This window comes from Parabacteroides leei (assembly GCF_023369805.1).
Taxonomy (GTDB): Bacteria; Bacteroidota; Bacteroidia; order Bacteroidales; family Tannerellaceae; genus Parabacteroides; species Parabacteroides leei.
This window is the reverse complement of sequence record NZ_JAMBQG010000007.1, coordinates 254,157-273,492: the sequence shown is the minus strand read 5'-3', so window position 1 is coordinate 273,492 and position 19,336 is coordinate 254,157. Positions and strand designations below refer to the sequence as shown.

16 protein-coding genes are annotated in these 19,336 nt (G+C 40.6%); 3 read left to right on the top strand and 13 right to left on the bottom strand.

Features of this window, described 5'->3' with window-relative positions:
* The first annotated feature begins 63 nt into the window (after positions 1–63).
* The gene (locus M1P97_RS12705; RefSeq protein WP_195374620.1) at positions 64–804 is read left to right on the top strand and encodes a WecB/TagA/CpsF family glycosyltransferase; all 741 of its coding nucleotides are present in this window, start codon (positions 64–66) and stop codon (positions 802–804) included.
* On the opposite strand, the gene M1P97_RS12700 is transcribed toward M1P97_RS12705, so the two are convergent.
* The 4 genes from M1P97_RS12700 to feoB all read right to left on the bottom strand — a co-directional run bounded on the left by M1P97_RS12700 (position 799) and on the right by feoB (position 6,883).
* Positions 799–2,016, bottom strand: a complete 1,218-nt coding sequence (locus tag M1P97_RS12700) for an O-antigen ligase family protein (RefSeq protein WP_195374619.1) — start codon at positions 2,014–2,016, stop codon at positions 799–801. The genes M1P97_RS12705 and M1P97_RS12700 overlap by 6 nt on opposite strands.
* 52 nt (positions 2,017–2,068) lie before the next feature.
* Positions 2,069–3,124, bottom strand: a complete 1,056-nt coding sequence (locus M1P97_RS12695; protein ID WP_195374618.1) for a glycosyltransferase family 4 protein — start codon at positions 3,122–3,124, stop codon at positions 2,069–2,071.
* The gene (locus M1P97_RS12690) at positions 3,108–3,629 is read right to left on the bottom strand and encodes an acyltransferase (protein WP_249389281.1); all 522 of its coding nucleotides are present in this window, start codon (positions 3,627–3,629) and stop codon (positions 3,108–3,110) included. Before M1P97_RS12690 ends, M1P97_RS12695 begins: the two co-directional genes overlap by 17 nt.
* A gap of 770 nt (positions 3,630–4,399) precedes the next feature.
* On the bottom strand, positions 4,400–6,883 hold the full coding sequence (gene feoB / locus M1P97_RS12685) for a ferrous iron transport protein B (protein WP_195374616.1): 2,484 nt from the start codon (positions 6,881–6,883) through the stop codon (positions 4,400–4,402).
* A gap of 593 nt (positions 6,884–7,476) precedes the next feature.
* Between feoB and M1P97_RS12680 the strand changes: the two genes are divergently transcribed.
* Positions 7,477–7,896 carry a 2-amino-4-hydroxy-6-hydroxymethyldihydropteridine diphosphokinase gene (locus tag M1P97_RS12680; RefSeq protein WP_249389280.1) on the top strand — a complete coding sequence of 140 codons (420 nt, stop codon included), beginning with the start codon at positions 7,477–7,479 and terminating at the stop codon, positions 7,894–7,896.
* On the opposite strand, the gene M1P97_RS12675 is transcribed toward M1P97_RS12680, so the two are convergent.
* From M1P97_RS12675 to M1P97_RS12635, 9 genes are all read right to left on the bottom strand, one after another.
* Positions 7,825–8,835 (bottom strand): class I SAM-dependent methyltransferase, encoded by a 1,011-nt coding sequence (locus M1P97_RS12675; protein WP_249389279.1) that lies wholly within the window; start codon positions 8,833–8,835, stop codon positions 7,825–7,827. The two genes, M1P97_RS12680 and M1P97_RS12675, sit on opposite strands and share 72 nt — an antisense overlap.
* Positions 8,822–9,952, bottom strand: coding sequence for a glycosyltransferase (locus M1P97_RS12670; protein WP_195374613.1), 1,131 nt, complete (start codon positions 9,950–9,952; stop codon positions 8,822–8,824). The genes M1P97_RS12675 and M1P97_RS12670 overlap by 14 nt, the downstream gene beginning before the upstream one ends.
* Complete coding sequence (locus M1P97_RS12665; protein ID WP_249389278.1) at positions 9,945–11,192, bottom strand: glycosyltransferase family protein; 1,248 nt, start codon at positions 11,190–11,192, stop codon at positions 9,945–9,947. Before M1P97_RS12665 ends, M1P97_RS12670 begins: the two co-directional genes overlap by 8 nt.
* Positions 11,189–12,274, bottom strand: a complete 1,086-nt coding sequence (wecB, locus tag M1P97_RS12660) for a non-hydrolyzing UDP-N-acetylglucosamine 2-epimerase (RefSeq protein WP_195374611.1) — start codon at positions 12,272–12,274, stop codon at positions 11,189–11,191. Before wecB ends, M1P97_RS12665 begins: the two co-directional genes overlap by 4 nt.
* Positions 12,271–13,572 carry a polysaccharide deacetylase family protein gene (locus M1P97_RS12655; protein WP_249389277.1) on the bottom strand — a complete coding sequence of 434 codons (1,302 nt, stop codon included), beginning with the start codon at positions 13,570–13,572 and terminating at the stop codon, positions 12,271–12,273. The genes wecB and M1P97_RS12655 overlap by 4 nt, the downstream gene beginning before the upstream one ends.
* Positions 13,569–14,522: a GNAT family N-acetyltransferase gene (locus tag M1P97_RS12650; protein WP_249389276.1), complete on the bottom strand. Its 954-nt coding sequence runs from the start codon at positions 14,520–14,522 to the stop codon at positions 13,569–13,571. The genes M1P97_RS12655 and M1P97_RS12650 overlap by 4 nt, the downstream gene beginning before the upstream one ends.
* Positions 14,523–14,630: 108 nt before the next feature.
* Positions 14,631–15,674, bottom strand: a complete 1,044-nt coding sequence (recA, locus tag M1P97_RS12645) for a recombinase RecA (protein WP_075556685.1) — start codon at positions 15,672–15,674, stop codon at positions 14,631–14,633.
* 5 nt (positions 15,675–15,679) lie between these two features.
* Positions 15,680–16,138: a thioredoxin-dependent thiol peroxidase gene (gene bcp / locus M1P97_RS12640; RefSeq protein ID WP_075556684.1), complete on the bottom strand. Its 459-nt coding sequence runs from the start codon at positions 16,136–16,138 to the stop codon at positions 15,680–15,682.
* The gene (locus M1P97_RS12635) at positions 16,138–17,331 is read right to left on the bottom strand and encodes a saccharopine dehydrogenase family protein (protein ID WP_195374608.1); all 1,194 of its coding nucleotides are present in this window, start codon (positions 17,329–17,331) and stop codon (positions 16,138–16,140) included. The genes bcp and M1P97_RS12635 overlap by 1 nt, the downstream gene beginning before the upstream one ends.
* A gap of 628 nt (positions 17,332–17,959) precedes the next feature.
* On the opposite strand from M1P97_RS12635, the gene M1P97_RS12630 reads away from it, so the two are divergent.
* Positions 17,960–19,321 (top strand): hypothetical protein, encoded by a 1,362-nt coding sequence (locus tag M1P97_RS12630; RefSeq protein WP_249389275.1) that lies wholly within the window; start codon positions 17,960–17,962, stop codon positions 19,319–19,321.
* The last annotated feature ends 15 nt before the right edge of the window (positions 19,322–19,336 follow it).

Sequence of the window (19,336 nt, the reverse complement as noted above, 5' to 3'; positions counted from 1 at the left end):
TTGTGAGGTTCTGAATCTCTACTTTTAGTTATATCTTTGTCTGTCAAAAATAAGATATAAACGATGTATGATATAGTGAAGCTAGGGGATTTTGATATTACAACCGATTTTATTTTTACAGAATTTCCGGAAAAGACATTAATAATAAATACAATAAATGCCTATTCATGGACAATGACGGATCGTTTTCCTGATTTTAAGAAGGCTTTACAAACGAGTGATATTTTATTGCCAGACGGTATTGCTATCGTATATGCAGCTCGTCTGCTTGCAGGAAAACATATAAAGAAAATGGCTGGGGCCGATTTACATTTTCTTTTGTTGGATTTGTTGAATAAGAAGAAGGGACGTTGTTTTTATCTGGGGGCATCCCAAAGTACATTAGATCTGATAAGAAAACGTTTAAACAAAGAATATCCCAATATTTGTGTCGAAACATTTAGTCCTCCTTTTAAAGAACAATTTACGGATGCTGATAATCAGGAAATGTATGATGTTATTAATCGGTTTTCTCCGGATGTGGTTTTTGTAGGGATGACAGCTCCCAAGCAGGAAACATGGATCTATCATAACCATAATAATATTAATACTAAGGTTATCTGTGGAATAGGTGCAGTTTTTGACTTTTATGCTGAAACCAAAAAGCGTCCGCCACAATGGATGATTAATTGCGGTTTGGAATGGTTTGGTAGGTTGATCACCGATCCACGACGATTGTGGAAGAGGTATCTGGTATATAATGTCGTTTTCCTATATAAGATAGGAACATTATATATTAAATCCTTTTTCTCAAAGAAATTATAATGTTTCTTTTTGATTCATATTATGTGTCATATTGGAAAATACGAGTCCCAAAAACATCATAAAAAATAATCCTCGATTACTTGTAAAGGTCGCATCGGCGATATTTTCAATGGCAAAATATCCTGATACTACAATAACTATAGTTGTAAGTTTGGAGTCGTATGTCTTTTTGAAATAAGTATATGCTTTTTTACATAAGTATATCCAAAAGATAGCGAATAAGAGTGCTCCTACTACTCCGAATTGGGCTAAGGACGGATAATAAGTATCTGAAATAAAATAGGGATAATGTTTGCTTAGCCCCCAGATGCCATCTATTTCATACTCTTTGTAGATATCGGAGTAATAGGCTCCTGATGCATGTGTTCCGAAAGTTGCCAATCCGGAACCAAAAGGAAAATAGTCTTTGAATATCTGGAAAGAAGTAGCATAAAGAGCAAATCGGGCAATATAATCCTTTTCACTGTTAGTTGAGATACCTTGTAAAAAATAAAGTTCAATTTTTTCTTTTGCAACTAATAGTATGATTCCCAGCATTATTAATGTTATAATACTATTTCTGAAATTGAATTTTAAATTTTTAGCATTACTGAAAAACAAAATAGTGAATGTCGCTAATACAAAGAAGCCATAGAATTTAGATCTGGCGGAGAAGAGTCCGACAGCAAGCATACAAATAAATATGATTTTTTCTTTATTGGTATTATTACTTGTATACAAGTAGACCAATGCCAGTGCAGCGATAGCTGATGCATAATTCGATGGATGTCCTGCTATAAACTCCAGGATATTAGGATAAAATAGACTTATTATGCCAAAAGGAACCAATACCCCCCAGCATAACAGGCATAATTGATTAAGCAATGTATTTTGTTTTTTACTGAATAGCGGCTTTATTTGGTATACACAAAAAAAGGCGATGTATGGTTTTAGTTGAATGATGAAATCTACAAGTATTGCTGTTTTTGAGTTGCTGCTTATTTGTAATGAATATATGAGATAGAAAATAAATATACCCAATATGTAGATAAATATTTTGTTAATTCTCCAGTCCGAGGTATGGAACATATAGTGTATAAACATAACAAATAGTACGACTGCACATAATTCATCAATGGATTGAAAACCAATCAATCCATATGTCACAATTCCGAATATTAGAGTTATTATGAATAAACTGTAAAAATGTCTGTTTACAAAATCTTGTATCATTTCTAAATATATTTTTATCTTGGTTTATTTGAATTTGTAATACAAATAAACATTATTCTATCGTCAGTGTATTATACAATGACTCTATCTCTTGATTGATCGTTTTAATATTAAACTTTGTCGATGCTAATTTTTTCCCTTCATCTGCTATTGTTTTGTATAGCGAAGGGTCTTTTATTAGTTCTTCAAAATTATTAGCGAGTGTTTGGATGTCCCCCGGTGTAAACAGAAGCAAATTAGTTCTGTTTATAGCGATATCAGGAATTCCTCCTACAGGAGTTGTAACAACCGGCAGACCATAACTCCAGGCATCTAATACTGCCATTGGAAAGCCCTCGGCATAACTCGGTAGGCAAAAGATCATCGCTTCTTTAAAAGCTTTGTCTTTCTGTTTGCCATCTACCCATCCTAAAAACGTTGTTTTTTGTTCAATATTATGCTGCTGCACTAATAATTTTCCATTATCTATTTCACCGTTGCCTGCAAATACTATTTCCCATTCTGGATATTTAGGAGCTATAAGAGCAAATGCATTGATCATATCTGAATATCCTTTTCTGGGATTCAAGGTTCCGGCATATAATATTTGTTTTTTCTGAATGTACGATTTTGAACTTATGATTGTGGTACACGGATTATATATGACAATCGCTTTACCTTTTGGTAATTGAAACTCATTTGTTACCTGATCTTTCCAGTATTCAGACAATAGTACAACTCTGTCTGCATGACCGAATAGATATTTATATACAGGCCTGAACTTCGTTTTTATAGTACTGTGAGGTGAAAAAGCATGGAAGTGTATGATTATTTTTTTTCTCCATAAACGTGCAATGAAAAAGTAGAAACATTTACGGATTGCAGAAGGTACTTCACTTGTGTGGATATGAATAATATCGTAAAAGGGAATAACTGCAGTAAATAGAATAAATGATCTTATAAAATATAGTAGCTTATATAGAAAGCCTTTATCTATATGCGTTTCAATCCATTTACAATGAAACTTCTCCCATTGAACTCCTTTTTTGTGAGCTTCTATCACAGCAGTAATGCCTCCCCTTGTTTTATGTGAGGTTGCAACAATTAAAACTTTAGGTATATGTTTCATTGTATATTTTTTCTAATATGTTTCTGGCAATTCTTTTATCTTCTGCATAAAGCATTTTTTCATGCTCAATTATTTCATCAATTGAAAATCTTGGTTTTATGACTTTAGCCGGTATACCGCCTATAATAGAATAGGGGGGGCAAGATTTATTGACAACTGCCCCAGCTGCAATAACCGATCCTCTGCTTATTGTAACTCCCATGAGTATAGTCACATTAGCTCCTACCCAAACATCGTCTTCTATATTAACTTCTTTATCATTCTCTGGTAGTTTTTCATGAGAGTCTACAATGAATTTTCCAACCACATCAATTCGATGATTTCCTGTTACGATCGTAGGAGATGGTCCGAATACGATGTTATTACCTATGTTCAGTGCTGCTTCCGTACAAAATATATGAGCATATCTGGGAATACTGACATTGTTTCCAATACTTAGATTTTCTAGTCCGAAATATACTGATGTGCAAGGTTTTATTTTTACATTGGTTCCACATTTCTTCATCACTTTTTTGAAAAGTATGGATAATATGGAATCTTTTATAAATTCGATAGAATGAGAAAACCTTTCTGTAAGACGGACTATTTTGATAAACATACTTGTTTTCGAATAATTTATTTAGACAAATTTAGGAGTCAATATCTTCAAAAGTACAAATTTTTGGTATAAGATTTATGATAGTGAAGTTATAAATTTGTTTTTAATTGTTTTTTTGATCTTCAATCATATATCTTGTCATTATTTCTTCTTATTCCAGTTAAGTGATAAGCTGTATTCTAGGGTAATGTGTCATTGAAAATATTTTTAGTCGATTCTATTTGTTTTCTATAAACATCAATAGAGTAGCTTAACGCCTGAAATGTATAAAAACTAATGTTAGCCGACAAAATTATTTTGAGTGTAGATACCTGAAGGTTTATGCCTACTTCAACAAATATTAAAAATATCAGAAATGTTATGGAATTGAAAAGCATATAATTCTTCTTTCGTTGTATACTAAGTTAGATTAGCGTGCAAATATAGCCATTCCTCTTAAATATCGAAAGATATGAACCTCTGTTTTTCGGATATATAATATATCTTCACTTACATCCTTTTAAAGAATATCACGAATTTTCCTTTTTTATATCTTTAAGCGCACAACCAGTACATCCGCAACAGGATTTGTCTGCTTTTGAAGGGTGAACTAGTCTGTATATTTTTCTTCCGATATAGAAAATGACAATGAAACCGATAATGACGATAGCTACTTCCTGCCACATAATTTGATGTCGTTAATTAATTAAATTAATAAACAAACTCCCCGTCTGATAAACCACAAACGAAACGATCCAAGCCAGGACACACGTGTAAATAACTACAAATATTCCCCATTTCCATGATCCTGATTCATTGACGATGGCAGAGATTGTTGCTATACATGGGAAATAGATGAGCACGAAAAGCATCAGGCTTAAAGCTATAAGGGGAGTGAATACCGGGTTGCCTTCTTCATCCATATCTTGTTTCAAGCGTTCGGATAAAGCTTGACTATCCTCTTCTTCACCTGTATATAATACGCTCAGAGTACTTACAACAACTTCTTTGGCTGCCATACCTGTAAGTAGGCTGACACTCATTTTCCAGTCAAACCCTAACGGATTTAGAACAGGTTGTATCGTTTGACCGACTATTCCGATATAAGAACTTTTCTGATGTTCTATATTCTTCAGGCGTTCCAGTTCCGCAATGGTTTCTGTTTTCTCGGTAGAATCCAGCTCGGCATTTTCAACTTCCGCTATTTGCTTGTCGAATACGTCGCCTATTTCTGTGTTACGGGGGAAATACCCCAGGAACCAGATAATGATAGAAGCAACCAGGATGACACCTCCCATTTTATGAAGATACTGCTTCGCTTTTTCCCACATATGGATCATGATAGATTTAGCCGTAGGCATACGGTAGGGGGGGAGCTCCATTACAAACGGTACATCTTCTTCATTAAACAGGAAACGTTTGAACAATCGGGCCATAATGACAGCCAGAATAATTCCGGTAACATATAATGAGAGCAGAATAAAGCTGGCATTGTTAGGGAAAAATGCTCCGGTCAATAATACATACACAGGGAGACGGGCGCTACAACTCATCAACGGGTTAATCAGCATGGTTATCATCCGGCTGTTACGACTTTCGATTGTACGTGAGGCCATAATTGCCGGCACATTACATCCGAATCCCATCACCAGCGGTATGAACGATTTTCCGTGAAGTCCCATTTTGTGCATGATCTTATCCATGATGAAAGCAGCGCGTGCCATATATCCCGAATCTTCCATAAAAGAAATGAATAGATATAATATTAGGATATTAGGCAAGAAGACAATTACGCCGCCGACTCCACCGATGATACCATCTACCAACAAATCTTTTAAAGGTCCTTCACTCATATGAGACCGTACAAAGTTGCCGATAAAACCAACCAAATCCTCGATCCATCCCATCGGATATTCTCCCAGGCGGAATGTCGCTTCGAACATAATCCACATAAACAGGATAAATATGGGGAAACCTAAAACTTTATGAGTAACAAACAGGTCTATGATCTGAGTGCTGGTAGCTTCTTTTATTTTATTTTGTTCGAAAGTTTCCCGTAAGGCCCCTGATATAAATCCATAGCGGGCATTAGTGAATGCTGTTTCGCAATCTTCCAGTAATAACTCTTCGATTTGAGTCACATTACGGTCACGTTCCTGAAGGATTATTTCCGCACATGGCAATGTTTGTATAAATCCTTCGATTTCGGGATCACCTTCCAGTAGCTTGATAGAGAGGTAACGCTTTGAAAGGCTTTTTGCTATATTCGCATTCTCCTTGATTGCCTTGCGAACGTTAGTAATACCTTTCTCCAGTACTTCGCCATAATTAATGTGGATATGCCGGATTACCGGATCTTCTTCCTCGTAAACTTTGATAACTCGTTTGAAAAGATCTTCGATTCCGAAACCACTTCTACTTACTGTAGGAACAATCGGAGTTCCGATCATACGGGATAGAGATTCGTAATCGAACTTATTACCCTGCCGCTCCAGTTCGTCGTACATATTCAATGCAATGACAGAACGAACATCCATGTCGATAAGCTGACAAGTCAGATATAAATTTCTTTCCAGATTGGAGGCATCTATTACATTGATGACTACATCCGGTTGTTCTTCGCTAAGGTGTTTACGGACATACAGTTCTTCCGGAGTATAAGCCGATAAGGAGTAAGTACCCGGTAGATCTACGATCCGGAATGTATATCCGTCTTGTCGGAAGGTTCCTTCTTTGGCATCGACTGTGACCCCGCTGTAATTACCTACATGCTCGTGGGCTCCTGAAGCAAAGTTGAACAAAGAGGTTTTTCCGCAATTCGGATTACCGACCAATGCTACGTTGATCGTTTTCCCTTTATTTATGGCAATTGCTTGTAAATCTTCGGTGGATGGAGAAATGTAAGAGTCTGCAGAACGCTTTTCCTCTTCTTCCGAGGCCTGTACTTTGGCGTGTTCGGCGGCACTGATAACCTCTATCATGGCGGCATCATTACGGCGCAATGATACGTCATATCCCATTACACGATAATGGATAGGATCCTTCAGTGGTGCATTTTGTATAACGTCTACTTCTTTCCCCCTGATAAATCCCATCTCGATAATGCGTTTGCGGAAGGCTCCGCGTCCCATTACCTTTACAATAACACCTTTTTCGCCTGTGCGAAGCTCTGATAATCTCATCTTTTCAAAAATCTTGCGCAAAGGTATATTTTAATGGTTGTATAATCAATACCTAGATTTAGGTATTCCGCCCGACAGTGCCTAAAAAGTTCTGTAAGCATTGTCCCCTGGCGGGACGTATCGAATTGGATATTATTCCTGAGAAACTGTTTTGAATTTATTATTTGATTCTACTTTAGAAAAAACTGAGTCAATAATATAGGAAAATGCCCCTGTCTGTCCATCAGCTATCAGTCATAAATAAGACAAACCCAGTTACAGGTTTATTTGCCGTCAGTTTTAACTGACGGATCAGTAAATGATCTATTTCTCTGGACTTTAGTCCCCTTTTAAACAGTCTCTTTATTTACAGAGAAATGTGGCTAAAGCCAAAGAAGGAGAAACAACTTGTAATCCGTCAGCTAAAGCAGACGGCAAATGAACCTGTAATGGCGAAGTCTCTTTGATAAGGGGATAGCTTCAATGATTGCTCAAATCTGTCAAATAATGAAACATTCAAATCTGTCAAGAAGTGAATCAAACAATAAATTCAAAACAATTCTTGAATGTTTTGTATCTTTGGAACCTGAAAAAGTAGCAAATCCGGTAGAAGTATGTTGAATAAAGTGATAGTATGTCTCGGTTCGAACCGGGATAAAGAGAAGAATGTTGAATTGGCAGATCAACTTTTGCGTGATCATTTTGCTTCGATTCACTTTTCAGAGGCAGTGTATACCGAACCGGTAAATATGCAGAACCCATCTGCCTTTTTGAATCAGGTTGCCATTGCTTTTACTCCGGACTGTCCGGAAAAGATAATAGATGCATTTAAGCAGATAGAACGGTTGTTGGGACGTACACCGGACGACAAACTAAAAGAAAGTATTCCTATCGACATTGATTTGCTGCAATGGAATGATTGTTTACTGAAACCACAAGACCTGCAACGCCCTTATGTCCAGTCAGCTCTCAGAACGTTGTCTGATGCAGGACAAGAAAATGAAGGGAGCAATCAGAAAACCCCCTTTTCCTGAAACTCGGATCAACAGATTGATGCATTTACATATAATTGAACTGACTGAGTTATTCCTGTCCGTATTGTAAAAGCCTTTATCCACTTTCAGAGAATAATTATGAGTACTGAGCAAAAAACGATAATCTTCGATCGGCAGAATCCGTTCCGTCCAGTTCCCGCTTGCCGGATCACAAGTGTTGTGTGCATCTTTTAATTCCGGCAGTTGATTGGCTTTAATTGCTTTGTCTATGTCTTGGTATACAAGTCCGCGAGTTTGCTGCGTCCATTTATTTATTTCATCGACAGAGAGAGTGGGATAGTTTTTTTCAATATATTCTTTTCTTAATGTGTAATAGTTGGGGATTTCTGCTGTTCCGGTCTCACTGTTATCCATTAATCTATGCAGGCGGCGCTTTACATACGGGTTGAAAGGAGTAGAGGCTGTCGTAAAGATCATTTGCATTTCCGGATTTACGCCGGCAAGATCTTTAAAGAAAGCTTTCAGATCGTAGACATGTTCGATCAAGTCTGTTGCGATCAGCAAATCCGGATGAATATCATTTTCTTTGCACCAATCGGCCAATGTGTCGGAATTTCCATGTAAAATGATATCAGGGCCGATCCCGGTTTCTTTTTTTAATACTCGAATTGTTTCTACCGATTTCGGATTAAGATCAAGATAGATCACTTTTCCGACTCCGGCTGATTTTGCCAGGATACTGAGAAAACCGCTTCCACCTCCGTAATCGACAAAGGTGATATCCTGAGGAGAACGGTTAAGAATATCGAAACCTTTTGACAAGCATGCACTATAAATCTTCATATAATAATGCATAGCAGGTTTCAGGTTGCCAATATACTGTTTGTTGTAGTCGCTGATAGGCAGTTGATTGTAATCAATCTCCTGTAAACGTTCCGACAGCGACCTGGCAATATGTAATAAGTTATGCTTTTTCATAAATCATTTTATAAAGTCGTTCTCCTTGTTGTTGGTTTGAATAGGTCGGGAACAGAAACTCTTTTCTTTTCCCGATTAGTTCCTCTGTCATCGGTTGTTTCATCAACCTGTCGCAGGTTTCTATCATATCTTCCGGTGTATTGGCGATATAGCATAAAGGATCCAGTCCACTGCCTGTAACCATTTTCTGATTTACGATAGTGTATCTTCCTCCAAAAAGACTGTTCAGTAATTTTAGTTTTAAACCTGTATCCTGGAAAGTGATCAGCATATGTATTTGAGCCTCATGAGTCAGGTAATCCATTCGCTCGTCAGACGGATTTGCTTCTATCGTGATGTTGGGATAAGGTGCAGCAGCATCCAGTAATGCGTCAGGCGGATTCATGCCGGCGATAATACAAGGATAATCCAGTTTACAGAATACATTTTTTATCAGGAATAAAGCTGCCTGAGTATTCTCTGTTACAGACAGTTTTCCATGATATAAAACGAAGTCTGACGATCCGGTTTTTACGGATATCTGATCGTTGATATGAAAACTGGGCATATATTCAACTTTCTTGTCAGGGAATATTTTACGCAGATAATCCGTATCGGTGACAGATACGACAATCATCAGGTCTGCATGTTTTAATATATCCTGATAACGTTCAAAGCGCCAGGCTTCGAGCAGGAAGAAATACTTTTTGATCAGATTCGTTTCCGCTTTGGCCAGGTGGCGATAATAGTCGTGTTCGATATTACTTTCCCTGTATATCTTCATTCGCCCTTGTAATTGGGGGTGATTTATATAGTAACAGGAATGCAACCCGTCGAATAATATCGGATAGTCATTTTGTAAAAGGTTTTTCAGCAGTTCCGGATCTTTCCGGCTGAATACGTTGTATGGCAATAAAGTGACATTGGCGAGTATCCCCGTCTTTCGTTTATAATAATAAACCTTTTCGCATAAAGCTTCCAACTCTTTGGAGCGGGGACGTTCGTATTCGAAACAATGCAAGATGATTTTTACACCACACCTGTGTAAAGCCAACATTTTGTAATAAACGTCGATCACTCCACCATAATTGGCCGGCCAGGGAATATTGAATGCAACTATATTGATATATTTATCCATGAATATTTATCTTTTCGAATATCTGTATGAACTGTTTCGCCTGTTCTTCACGTGAAAAACGGAGCAATTTATTTTTGTCTATCAGTGAAGAAGTATATCCTTTCTCTCTCCACTCTTTGTAATAATATTTCAAAAAATGACAAACCTCTTTTACACTGGTCGCAGCAAGTCCGGCCTTCGTCTCACCGATAGCCTCTGCCAGGTAACTTTCATCACTGCGTACACAAAGTATCGGTTTCTCTACTGCCAACGACTCAAAGAACTTTGTGGTCATAACCCCTTTAGGTCCCGTACCCTGTGCCCGGTTGGTCAGTAACAATAATACGGAACTGTTATTTAATATCGACGGGATATCGGAAGCCGGTACATATCCTTTGAAATCCATGAAAGGCAGAACCCCATACTTTCTGGCTTCTTCAGTTATGATCTCCCGGGATGCATCGTCGACATACCAATAAACCCGGCAGTCTTTATCCGTAAAAACATTTTCAGCGGATAAGGTTGCTAATGCGTCCATTAACAGGCTCGGATCGCGCATAGCTGTGCTAAGCAACCTGCCTGTATAAGTAATGATGAACCGGTCGGTCGTTTTTTGTTCCGGATAGAATAGTTCCGGATCGAAGCCATTGTAGATCAGTTCTACTTTGGGATTGTATTGTTTCAATATATCTACGTGCCAGGGAGAAATTGTTGTTACATAGCCGGCCTTTTCCAGTACCCGGTTTCTGTCGCGAAGGCTTTTCCGTTTGAATACCGATACAAACAATTTGTTTAATCCGCAAAAGGAAGGTAACGTATGCGACATAAATTCATCTCCCGTATATTGTTCGATGATGTCCCTTAAATCGACCACTAAAGGCAGTTTATATTTATCGGCGACTTTCTGTGCTGCCGGCAACGGGAAAGTCCGGAAACTACTGCATAATATCAGGTCGAACGTATTTCCTTCGACCAGTTTCTTTGCAGCATTATACATACGGGTATCTTTATAGCCGAAACACAGGTCAAGAAAAAGCGTACTGATCCATTGAAGCTTCTTTAGAACCGGATTTTGGGCCGTATAATAATTTACATAAGTAACCTTATCTTTTCCGGCAAGGAAAGTGAACGTTTTCTCTTCCACAGCTTCCGTCAGGATGACAGGCTCCCAGTTATAATGCTTAAGGTACTTACACAAATATCCCATACGAGGACCGAAAGCCGGAGGAAAAAGGTCGCAGATGACTAATACTTTCTTCATAATAAACCAATAATTAGATCGGAAGCATTACCGGTCCCGTATTCTATTATCTCTTTTCGTATCGGATTATTCTCCAGGCAATGCAGAATATTCTGCTTTTTATATCCGGCAATCTGGTTCCATCCGGCCTCGACAGTTTCCACCCATTCCGTTTCATTCCGCAAGGTGATGCAAGGGGTATGATGGAAATATGCTTCTTTTTGTACGCCCCCCGAGTCGGTAAGAATCGTGGCAGCATGTTTCTCCAGCATTACCATATCTAAAAAGCTGATTGGAGGAATGATTTGAATGCCTTCCTGTTTTTCCAGTGCATAAAGCATACCCTGTTTTTCCAGGCACTTGCGTGTACGGGGATGCAGGGGGAGGATAGTAGGAAAAGAAGGAGACGAAATTTCCTTCAGCGCGTCGATAATATCGGATAAGCATTCCCGGTTGTCCGTGTTTTCTGCCCGGTGAACAGTACAAAGTCTGAATTGTTTACTTGTAAGATGATGCTGGGATAATATTTGTGAAGATTTATCAGCCAGTTCTCCGAATAATAAAGCCGCATCGTACATCACATCACCGACATGGTGTACCCCTTCCTGAATTCCTTCGTTCGCCAGATGTTTTACTGCCGCAAAAGTCGGACAACAAAGCAGAGTCGCTATATGATCCGTCAGGATACGATTTATCTCTTCCGGCATTTGTTTATTGAAGCTGCGTAGACCAGCCTCGACATGTATGACCGGTATATGAAGTTTTGATGCAGCCAGGGCTCCGGCCAGTGTTGAATTGGTATCACCGTATACCAGAACGTAGTCCGGTAATGTCTCGGATAATATCTTTTCAATTTCAATAAGCATATGGCCGGTCATTTCTCCGTGCGTTCCGTTTCCGCATTGTAACTGCCAGACAGGTTGGGGAATTCCCATGCTATTGAAAAATATGTCGCTCATATTGGCGTCATAATGTTGCCCCGTATGAAGGAGAAGTTCTTCAATAGGAGAAACATTGTTTTTATTATGTTCCATAATCGCCCGGCTTACCATGGCCGCCTTTACGAACTGAGGCCTGGCACCGACAATAGTAACAATTTTCATTTTTTTGCTAGTTCGTTTAATAAATGGCTATAAAGCTTTCTTAAATAACTGTCTGTATTTTCCTGTGCACTGGTATTATGCCACAGAAGGGTTAATTCTCCACCGGCATTTTTTACCTGTTCAACCAGGTCGAGACTGTAAGTAAGCGCTTTATCATAATCTAATCCCATATATTTTTTCTCTTCCAGCGAGCATTCCATCAGCGTTAACGGATGGAGCAGGACGGAAGATAACCGACGGTTTACAGGGTTGATCCATCGTACCGGATAGGAGGTTCCTAATCTGAAACCGGCTACATCTGCATATCCCATCGTAAAATCATGTGTAATTCCGGCGGCTTCCAGTTGAGTCATATCCTCCGGTTCGCGACTGGCCAGGAAATGATGGCGGTTACAGTATATACTTTTACCGATATTTTCTTCCAGCCCTGTTTTTTCTTTTCGGATGAGGGTAGGAGTAATGCTTGCCTGATAACTGCTGTGTAGCCCGACTGTCATATTGTTGGACAAAGCAGACTGTATCAAATTGTATACATCCTTATTCCGTAAACTGTAATGGGGTTTGTCCAGTTTGCTTTTACCTCCGCTACGGACGAAAAGAACAGACTTGCAGATATCTGTCCCCACCTGATCTTGAAGCGTCTTGTTCTGTTGAAACATCCAGGGGAAAGTATAATACGGATCATCTTCGACCGGTCCGCATCTTCCCTCAATAGATTTTCTCAATCCTCTTCCATCCCTGAGAGAGCGAATGAAACCTTTCCATGAACGGTAAAGCGTCGGAGCGTCCAGGTCGTGAGTCAGATAAATATGTTGTATTTGTTTTTTTATGTCAGGCACCCGAAGCCCGTAACGTTGCAGCCAGCTGCGCAATAATAACCTGTATTCGTCTACAATTGGCCGGTGAAGGAAGCCTGCCCGATATGGCAAAGACTTTTTTCCGGGAAAACGTCCGTGTTCGTCCCGCTCATTCCGCTGTATAATTTCTTCGTAACGGGTGATAAGAAAATAGGTACTTGCAATGATATCTGCATGAATCACCAGGGTATCGCCTATCAGTTCTATTTGAGGCGAGCCAAACAGGAGAGGAGTTCCTTCTATTTCCTGCAACGGTAGTTCCGGGAGGGAAGCGGTGGTTCCGTATATCTGGTTGCTAAAGAATCCCGAGGGAACGATTACTATACTATAACGATCATATAATTTTCTATCGGCCGTATATCCGATAGCGGCAATCACCTCCCCGGAAATATCTTCTCCGAGAAGGAAGCGTATAATATAATGTATAGTGCGATCGTTCATTTCCATTTTTTTATTTTCAGCCAAGCCCTATGTAATAAACTCAGATTCCCTTTGGTTATTGTGAAGAAAGGCGTTTGAATTGCTCCGAATTCGCGGAAAAAACGTTCGACACCGGGTATCATCGATCCTTCGAAGTCGAATAAATCGGTGTATTGTGCAGTGAAGCGGATACCTTCCCATAAGACAAGGCTATGTGCGCCCGATGCCCGTAATTCGGGATCGCCTCCTCCGGCCAGGTAATAGGCGGAACTTTCCTGCCAGGCGATGAAAGCTACGGCATGCAGGTTCCCTTTGTCGTCGTAGGCACCCCAGAGATCTCCCTGGTTGCGTTGACGACAGACAGATATAATCTTTTTCAGTATTTCACGTTCTTTGGGTGCAGGAAGCTGTTGACGTTTGAATGTAAGAGCCTGAATTCTTAGGAAGTCGTCGACGGGAATGCCCTTCTTTACCGTGATGCCCTGTTTCTCTTTTGCTTTTGTAATGTTCCGGCGGATATTGGAACTCATATTTTCCCACAAAGATTGCTCGTCCCGGATGTTATTCAACAGGTAAGTATACCGTGTCGTTTGTTTGTAGCCTTCCCAGTAAAACGGTAACCAATCCGTTATCCGGTAATTGAAATATTGCAGGAAGTGCGGATATTTCTTTAATGCATCTGTAAATACCTTACAGATAGCCTGGTGTTTGCCTAAAGTCCGGGTATATTTTGCGTCAGCAGGTTCCGGTGCAAACCAGGGACCCATTGTCTGGGTGTAAGGAGGCATCGTTATGATACCCTGATGTGGAATATATAATGGAAACGATGCCAGAATTTTCTCCTTTTCTTCAACCAGCAAGACATCCCATAAGGTTTCGCCACAAACCGTATCCAACCACCAATCACGTGAAAACAGGGGCAGGCTTTTTTCTTTATTGCAAAGCTGGCGATATTTGTCTTTGTCAGTCATATTATAAGGTTAGAAAATTCTTAATACCGGTTTATATGAAGTGTGACGAAAACCCGGAAAAGGTCTTCGTCACACGTTTCAATATACATATTATTATATGTAAGAATATTATGCTTTTAAAGCATCGAATATCAGAGCCGACAACTCATCGGCCAGTTCCGGATTGTCGTTGATGCATTGTTTTGCAGCATCACGGCCTTGTCCCAACTTCGTTTCGTTGTAGCTGTACCATGAACCGCTTTTCTTGATAATGTTCAGTTCTGCTCCCAGGTCGACGATTTCGCCGGCATGTGAGATACCTTCTCCAAACATGATATCGAATTCAGCTTTGCGGAAAGGAGGTGCCACTTTGTTCTTCACAACCTTCACACGTACCTGGTTACCTTTCATTTCGTCTCCGTCTTTCAACGTTCCGATCTTGCGGATATCCAGACGTACGGAAGCATAGAACTTCAGTGCATTACCCCCCGTTGTCGTTTCCGGGTTACCGAACATGACACCGATCTTATCACGCAACTGGTTGATAAAGATACAAGTCGTGTTTGTCTTGTTGATAGTTCCGGTCAGCTTACGCAATGCCTGCGACATCAAACGAGCCTGCAAGCCCATCTTGCTGTCACCCATATCACCTTCAATTTCAGCTTTCGGTGTCAGAGCGGCTACAGAGTCGATAACGATAATGTCGACTGCTGAAGAACGGATCAGCTGTTCTGCGATTTCCAAAGCCTGTTCACCGTTGTCCGGCTGGGAGATCCATAGATTTTCTACATCTACACCCAGCTTTTCAGCATAGAAACGGTCGAAAGCATGTTCCGCATCGATAAATGCGGCGATACCTCCTTTTTTCTGTGCTTCAGCAATTGCGTGGATTGCCAATGTTGTCTTACCGGAAGATTCCGGTCCGTATATTTCGATTACACGTCCTTTCGGATAACCGCCAACGCCTAATGCTGCGTTCAGGGCGATAGATCCGGTAGGGATCACTTCGATATTTTCAATGCTTTCGTCGCCCAATTTCATGATAGAACCTTTTCCGTAGTTCTTTTCAATCTTGTCCATCGCTGCACGAAGCGCTTTTAACTTGTCGGCATTTACTGCCGGTTTACCTTCCGGTGTTTTTCCTTCTTCGAATAAATTATCTTCTTTTGCCATCCCTTTTATGAATTAAGGATTTGATTTGCATGGTCTTTTGTCTTCACCTCTTTCGGACCGATTATCTTTTCGATGATTCCATCTTCGTTGATAATAAAGGTGGTGCGGAGAGTCCCCATGTATGAACGTCCGTACAGTTTCTTTTCGGCCCATACGCCAAATATTTGTTGCAGGGCTGTGTCCGTGTCAGCAATCAGGGGGAAAGGCAGGTTCTGCTTTGAGATAAATCCCTGATGGGATTTGGCACTGTCTTTGCTAACCCCGACTACTTCGTAACCGGCTGCCTGTAATTCCTGGTAACCGTCACGCAGGCTACAGGCTTCCGCCGTGCAACCGCTGGTGTTGTCTTTGGGATAAAAATAAAGAGCCAGCTTTTTCCCTTTGAAGTCGCTGAGTTTTATTTCGTTTCCATTCTGATCGAGCCCCAGTACTTCGGGGGCTTTATCGCCTACTTGTAATGCCATTATAATTCCAGATCTACGTTAAACATTTCATGCCAGGGCAGACCTTGCTCATTCAGTTCTTTCATGAATGGATCGGGGTTAAATTCTTCCACGTTCCAAACGCCCGGTTTCTTCCATACGCCTTGCATGAATAGCTTGGCACCGATCATAGCCGGAACACCGGTTGTATAACTTACGCCCTGTGCACCTGTTTCTTTATAAGCTGCTTCGTGGCTACAGTTGTTATATACATAATATGTCAGTTCCTTGCCATCTTTGATACCACGGATGCGGCAGCCGATAGACGTCTCACCTGTATAGTTTTCTCCCAAGTCGCCCGGGTTTGGCAATACGGCTTTCAGGAACTGGATCGGAACGATTTCCTGTCCGTTGTACATCACCGGATCGATGCGCGACATACCGATATTCTGTATCACACGCAAGTGAGTCAGGTATTCCTGTCCGAAGGTCATCCAGAAACGGGCACGTTTAATAGTCGGGAAGTTCTTGGTCAGGCTTTCCAGTTCCTCGTGGTACATCAGGTAAGATTCACGCGGACCTACATTCGGGTAATTCAACGGCTTGTGAACCGACAGCGGATCCGTATCTTTCCATTCCCCGTCTTCGTAATATTTGCCACGCTGAGTGATCTCGCGGATATTGATTTCCGGATTAAAGTTTGTCGCGAACGCCTTGTGATGATCTCCGGCGTTACAGTCTACGATATCCAGGTATTGAATTTCATCGAAATGATGTTTAGCTGCATAAGCTGTATATACACCCGTTACCCCCGGGTCGAATCCGCAACCCAGGATTGCAGTCAGCCCTGCCTTTTCGAAACGGTCTTTGTAAGCCCATTGCCAGCTATATTCATATTTGGCTTCGTCCAGCGGTTCGTAGTTGGCAGTGTCGAGATAACTCACACCGTAAGCCAGACAGGCGTCCATGATGGAGAGGTCCTGATAAGGTAAAGCCAGGTTGATAACCAACTCGGGCTTGAAGTCATTAAACAATGCAACGAGTTCGTCTACATTATCTGCATTGACCTGTGCTGTCTTTATTTTTACATTTTTAATATCAGCAGCAATCTGATCACACTTACTTTTTGTGCGGCTTGCCAACATGATATCGGTAAAAACATCGGCATTCATCGCGATCTTTTTAACAGCAACGGTACTTACGCCCCCGGCACCAATAACTAATACTCTTCCCATTTACTAAATAGAATTAATCTTGTTAATATACAGTTTACAAGGTTTTAAACCAAAGGACAAATATACGATTTATCTTTGGAATAAATTCTATCGGCAGTGTAAAAACAATCAACCTGCTAATTCTCTGCCTTCTACGTTTCAGGTATGTCTTTCTGTTGAACAAATGGAATGTGTGAAAGCGCTCTAGTGGTTTGGTTGATAGTTTATTACAGTTTCCTCGTAGTTCGTTGCTTTGGAAACTGCAGTTCCCTGCCCAGGAAACTACAGTTTCTTCCGCAGGAAACTCGCGTTTCTTAGGCGGGAAACTGTAATTTCCTCAGCAGGAAATTATAAGGACATGCAGATTGAGGTTGTTTGAGTGGGCAAGTCGATTGTAAATGGCCTTATTCTCTGATGAAGATGCAGCGTTTGTAAATGAAACGGCATCATATCATATATGAATAGGCAATGGCAGGATAAATATTAAAGTTAAAGTATATATAAATGCTTGATACTTATTGGGAACGTGTTATATTTGTAAGTAGAATGCAATATTTTTATAGTTATTAAGAATATACATTTAAACCCTGACCGTGGAAACATAGTCTAAACAATAGAATAAATATATTAATGTAGAGGAGAAACGAATATGAAACCCATGAAATTAACATCTTTAGTGGTGATGCTTCTGGTAGCATTTAGTGCTGCAGCCCAGGAGGAATTCTTTGATGATGTGTATTTCTCTTCAAGTAAAGACAAAAAGAAGGACAAAAAAGAAGAGAAGGTTATACAGCCCAAACAGGAGGAAACAACGAAGTCATCATCGTCAATTGTATTGGCGTCGGCCTCCGACTCCAATAGTTCGGCATACGATGCAAATCGTGATGTAGACGAGTATAATCGCAGATATACATCTGTCGACGTAGAAGAACCGTACGATGAAGATCTGGACGAGGAGGATGGAACTTATGTTGAAGAGTTGCCTTCTAAAGATCAGAAAGTAACAAAGAAATCGGAACGTCGTTCCGATGCGGAATATACCGAACGTATTGTTCGCTATCATTCACCCAGCAAGATTACGATAGCCGGTGCCGATCAGGTAGATTTGTATCTGAGCGACGGTTATTACAGTTATGGGTATGATACGGATTACTCCGACGGCAATGCCAATGTAAATGTGAATATCAACATGGGCAATAGCTGGGGAGGCTGGTATTCTCCGTGGTATAATAACTGGTACGATCCTTGGTATAGTTACAGTCCATGGTGGACTTACTCTTCCTGGTACGGCCCTCGTTGGGGATTCGGCTGGGGCTGGGGTGGTTTCTACGCCGGCTGGAGCAGTCCATGGTATGGAGGTTATTACGGTCCCGGCTATTGGGGCGGTGGTTACTGGGGAGGTGGCTATTATGGACACCATCATCACCATTATTATTCAGGTTACTATAGTTCTTATAATCACGGTCGTTCTGCTGTTAGGAGTAACAGAAGTTATGTTAATTCAGGAAGAGAATCGGCTAGTAGATACAGTGCACGGAGTAATCGCTCGTCAACGGCTAGAGCTTCTTCTTTAAGATCCTCGAGTTCGTCAAGATCATCGAACTCCTCGGCAAGTTCTTTGAGAAGTAACCGTAGTAGTTCGTCGGATAGGAGTTCATTAGGTGTAACGAGTGGAGGGCGTCGTTCCTCTTCGTCTGTAAGCGGAACTCGCAGTAGCAGTGCTGGTAGCAGTGTAAACTCTGAACGTACACGTGTATCCCGTAGAAGTAATAGCGACGCGTCTTCTTCCGGCAGAGTTACTACTCGTCAGTATACTTCACCGACACGTAGCGAAAATAATAGCTATTCGCCAAGTCGTTCTTCTCGTTCGTCTTCTTCCAGTTATCAGTCAAGGAGTTATTCGTCTCCTTCGCGTAGTAGTTCTGTTGGATCTTCTTCTGGAAGCTCCGGTAGTAGTAGATCGAGTGGAGGTAGTTATGGCGGTGGTCGCTCCGGTGGTGGTAGGCGTTAAGTGATGAGAATGATT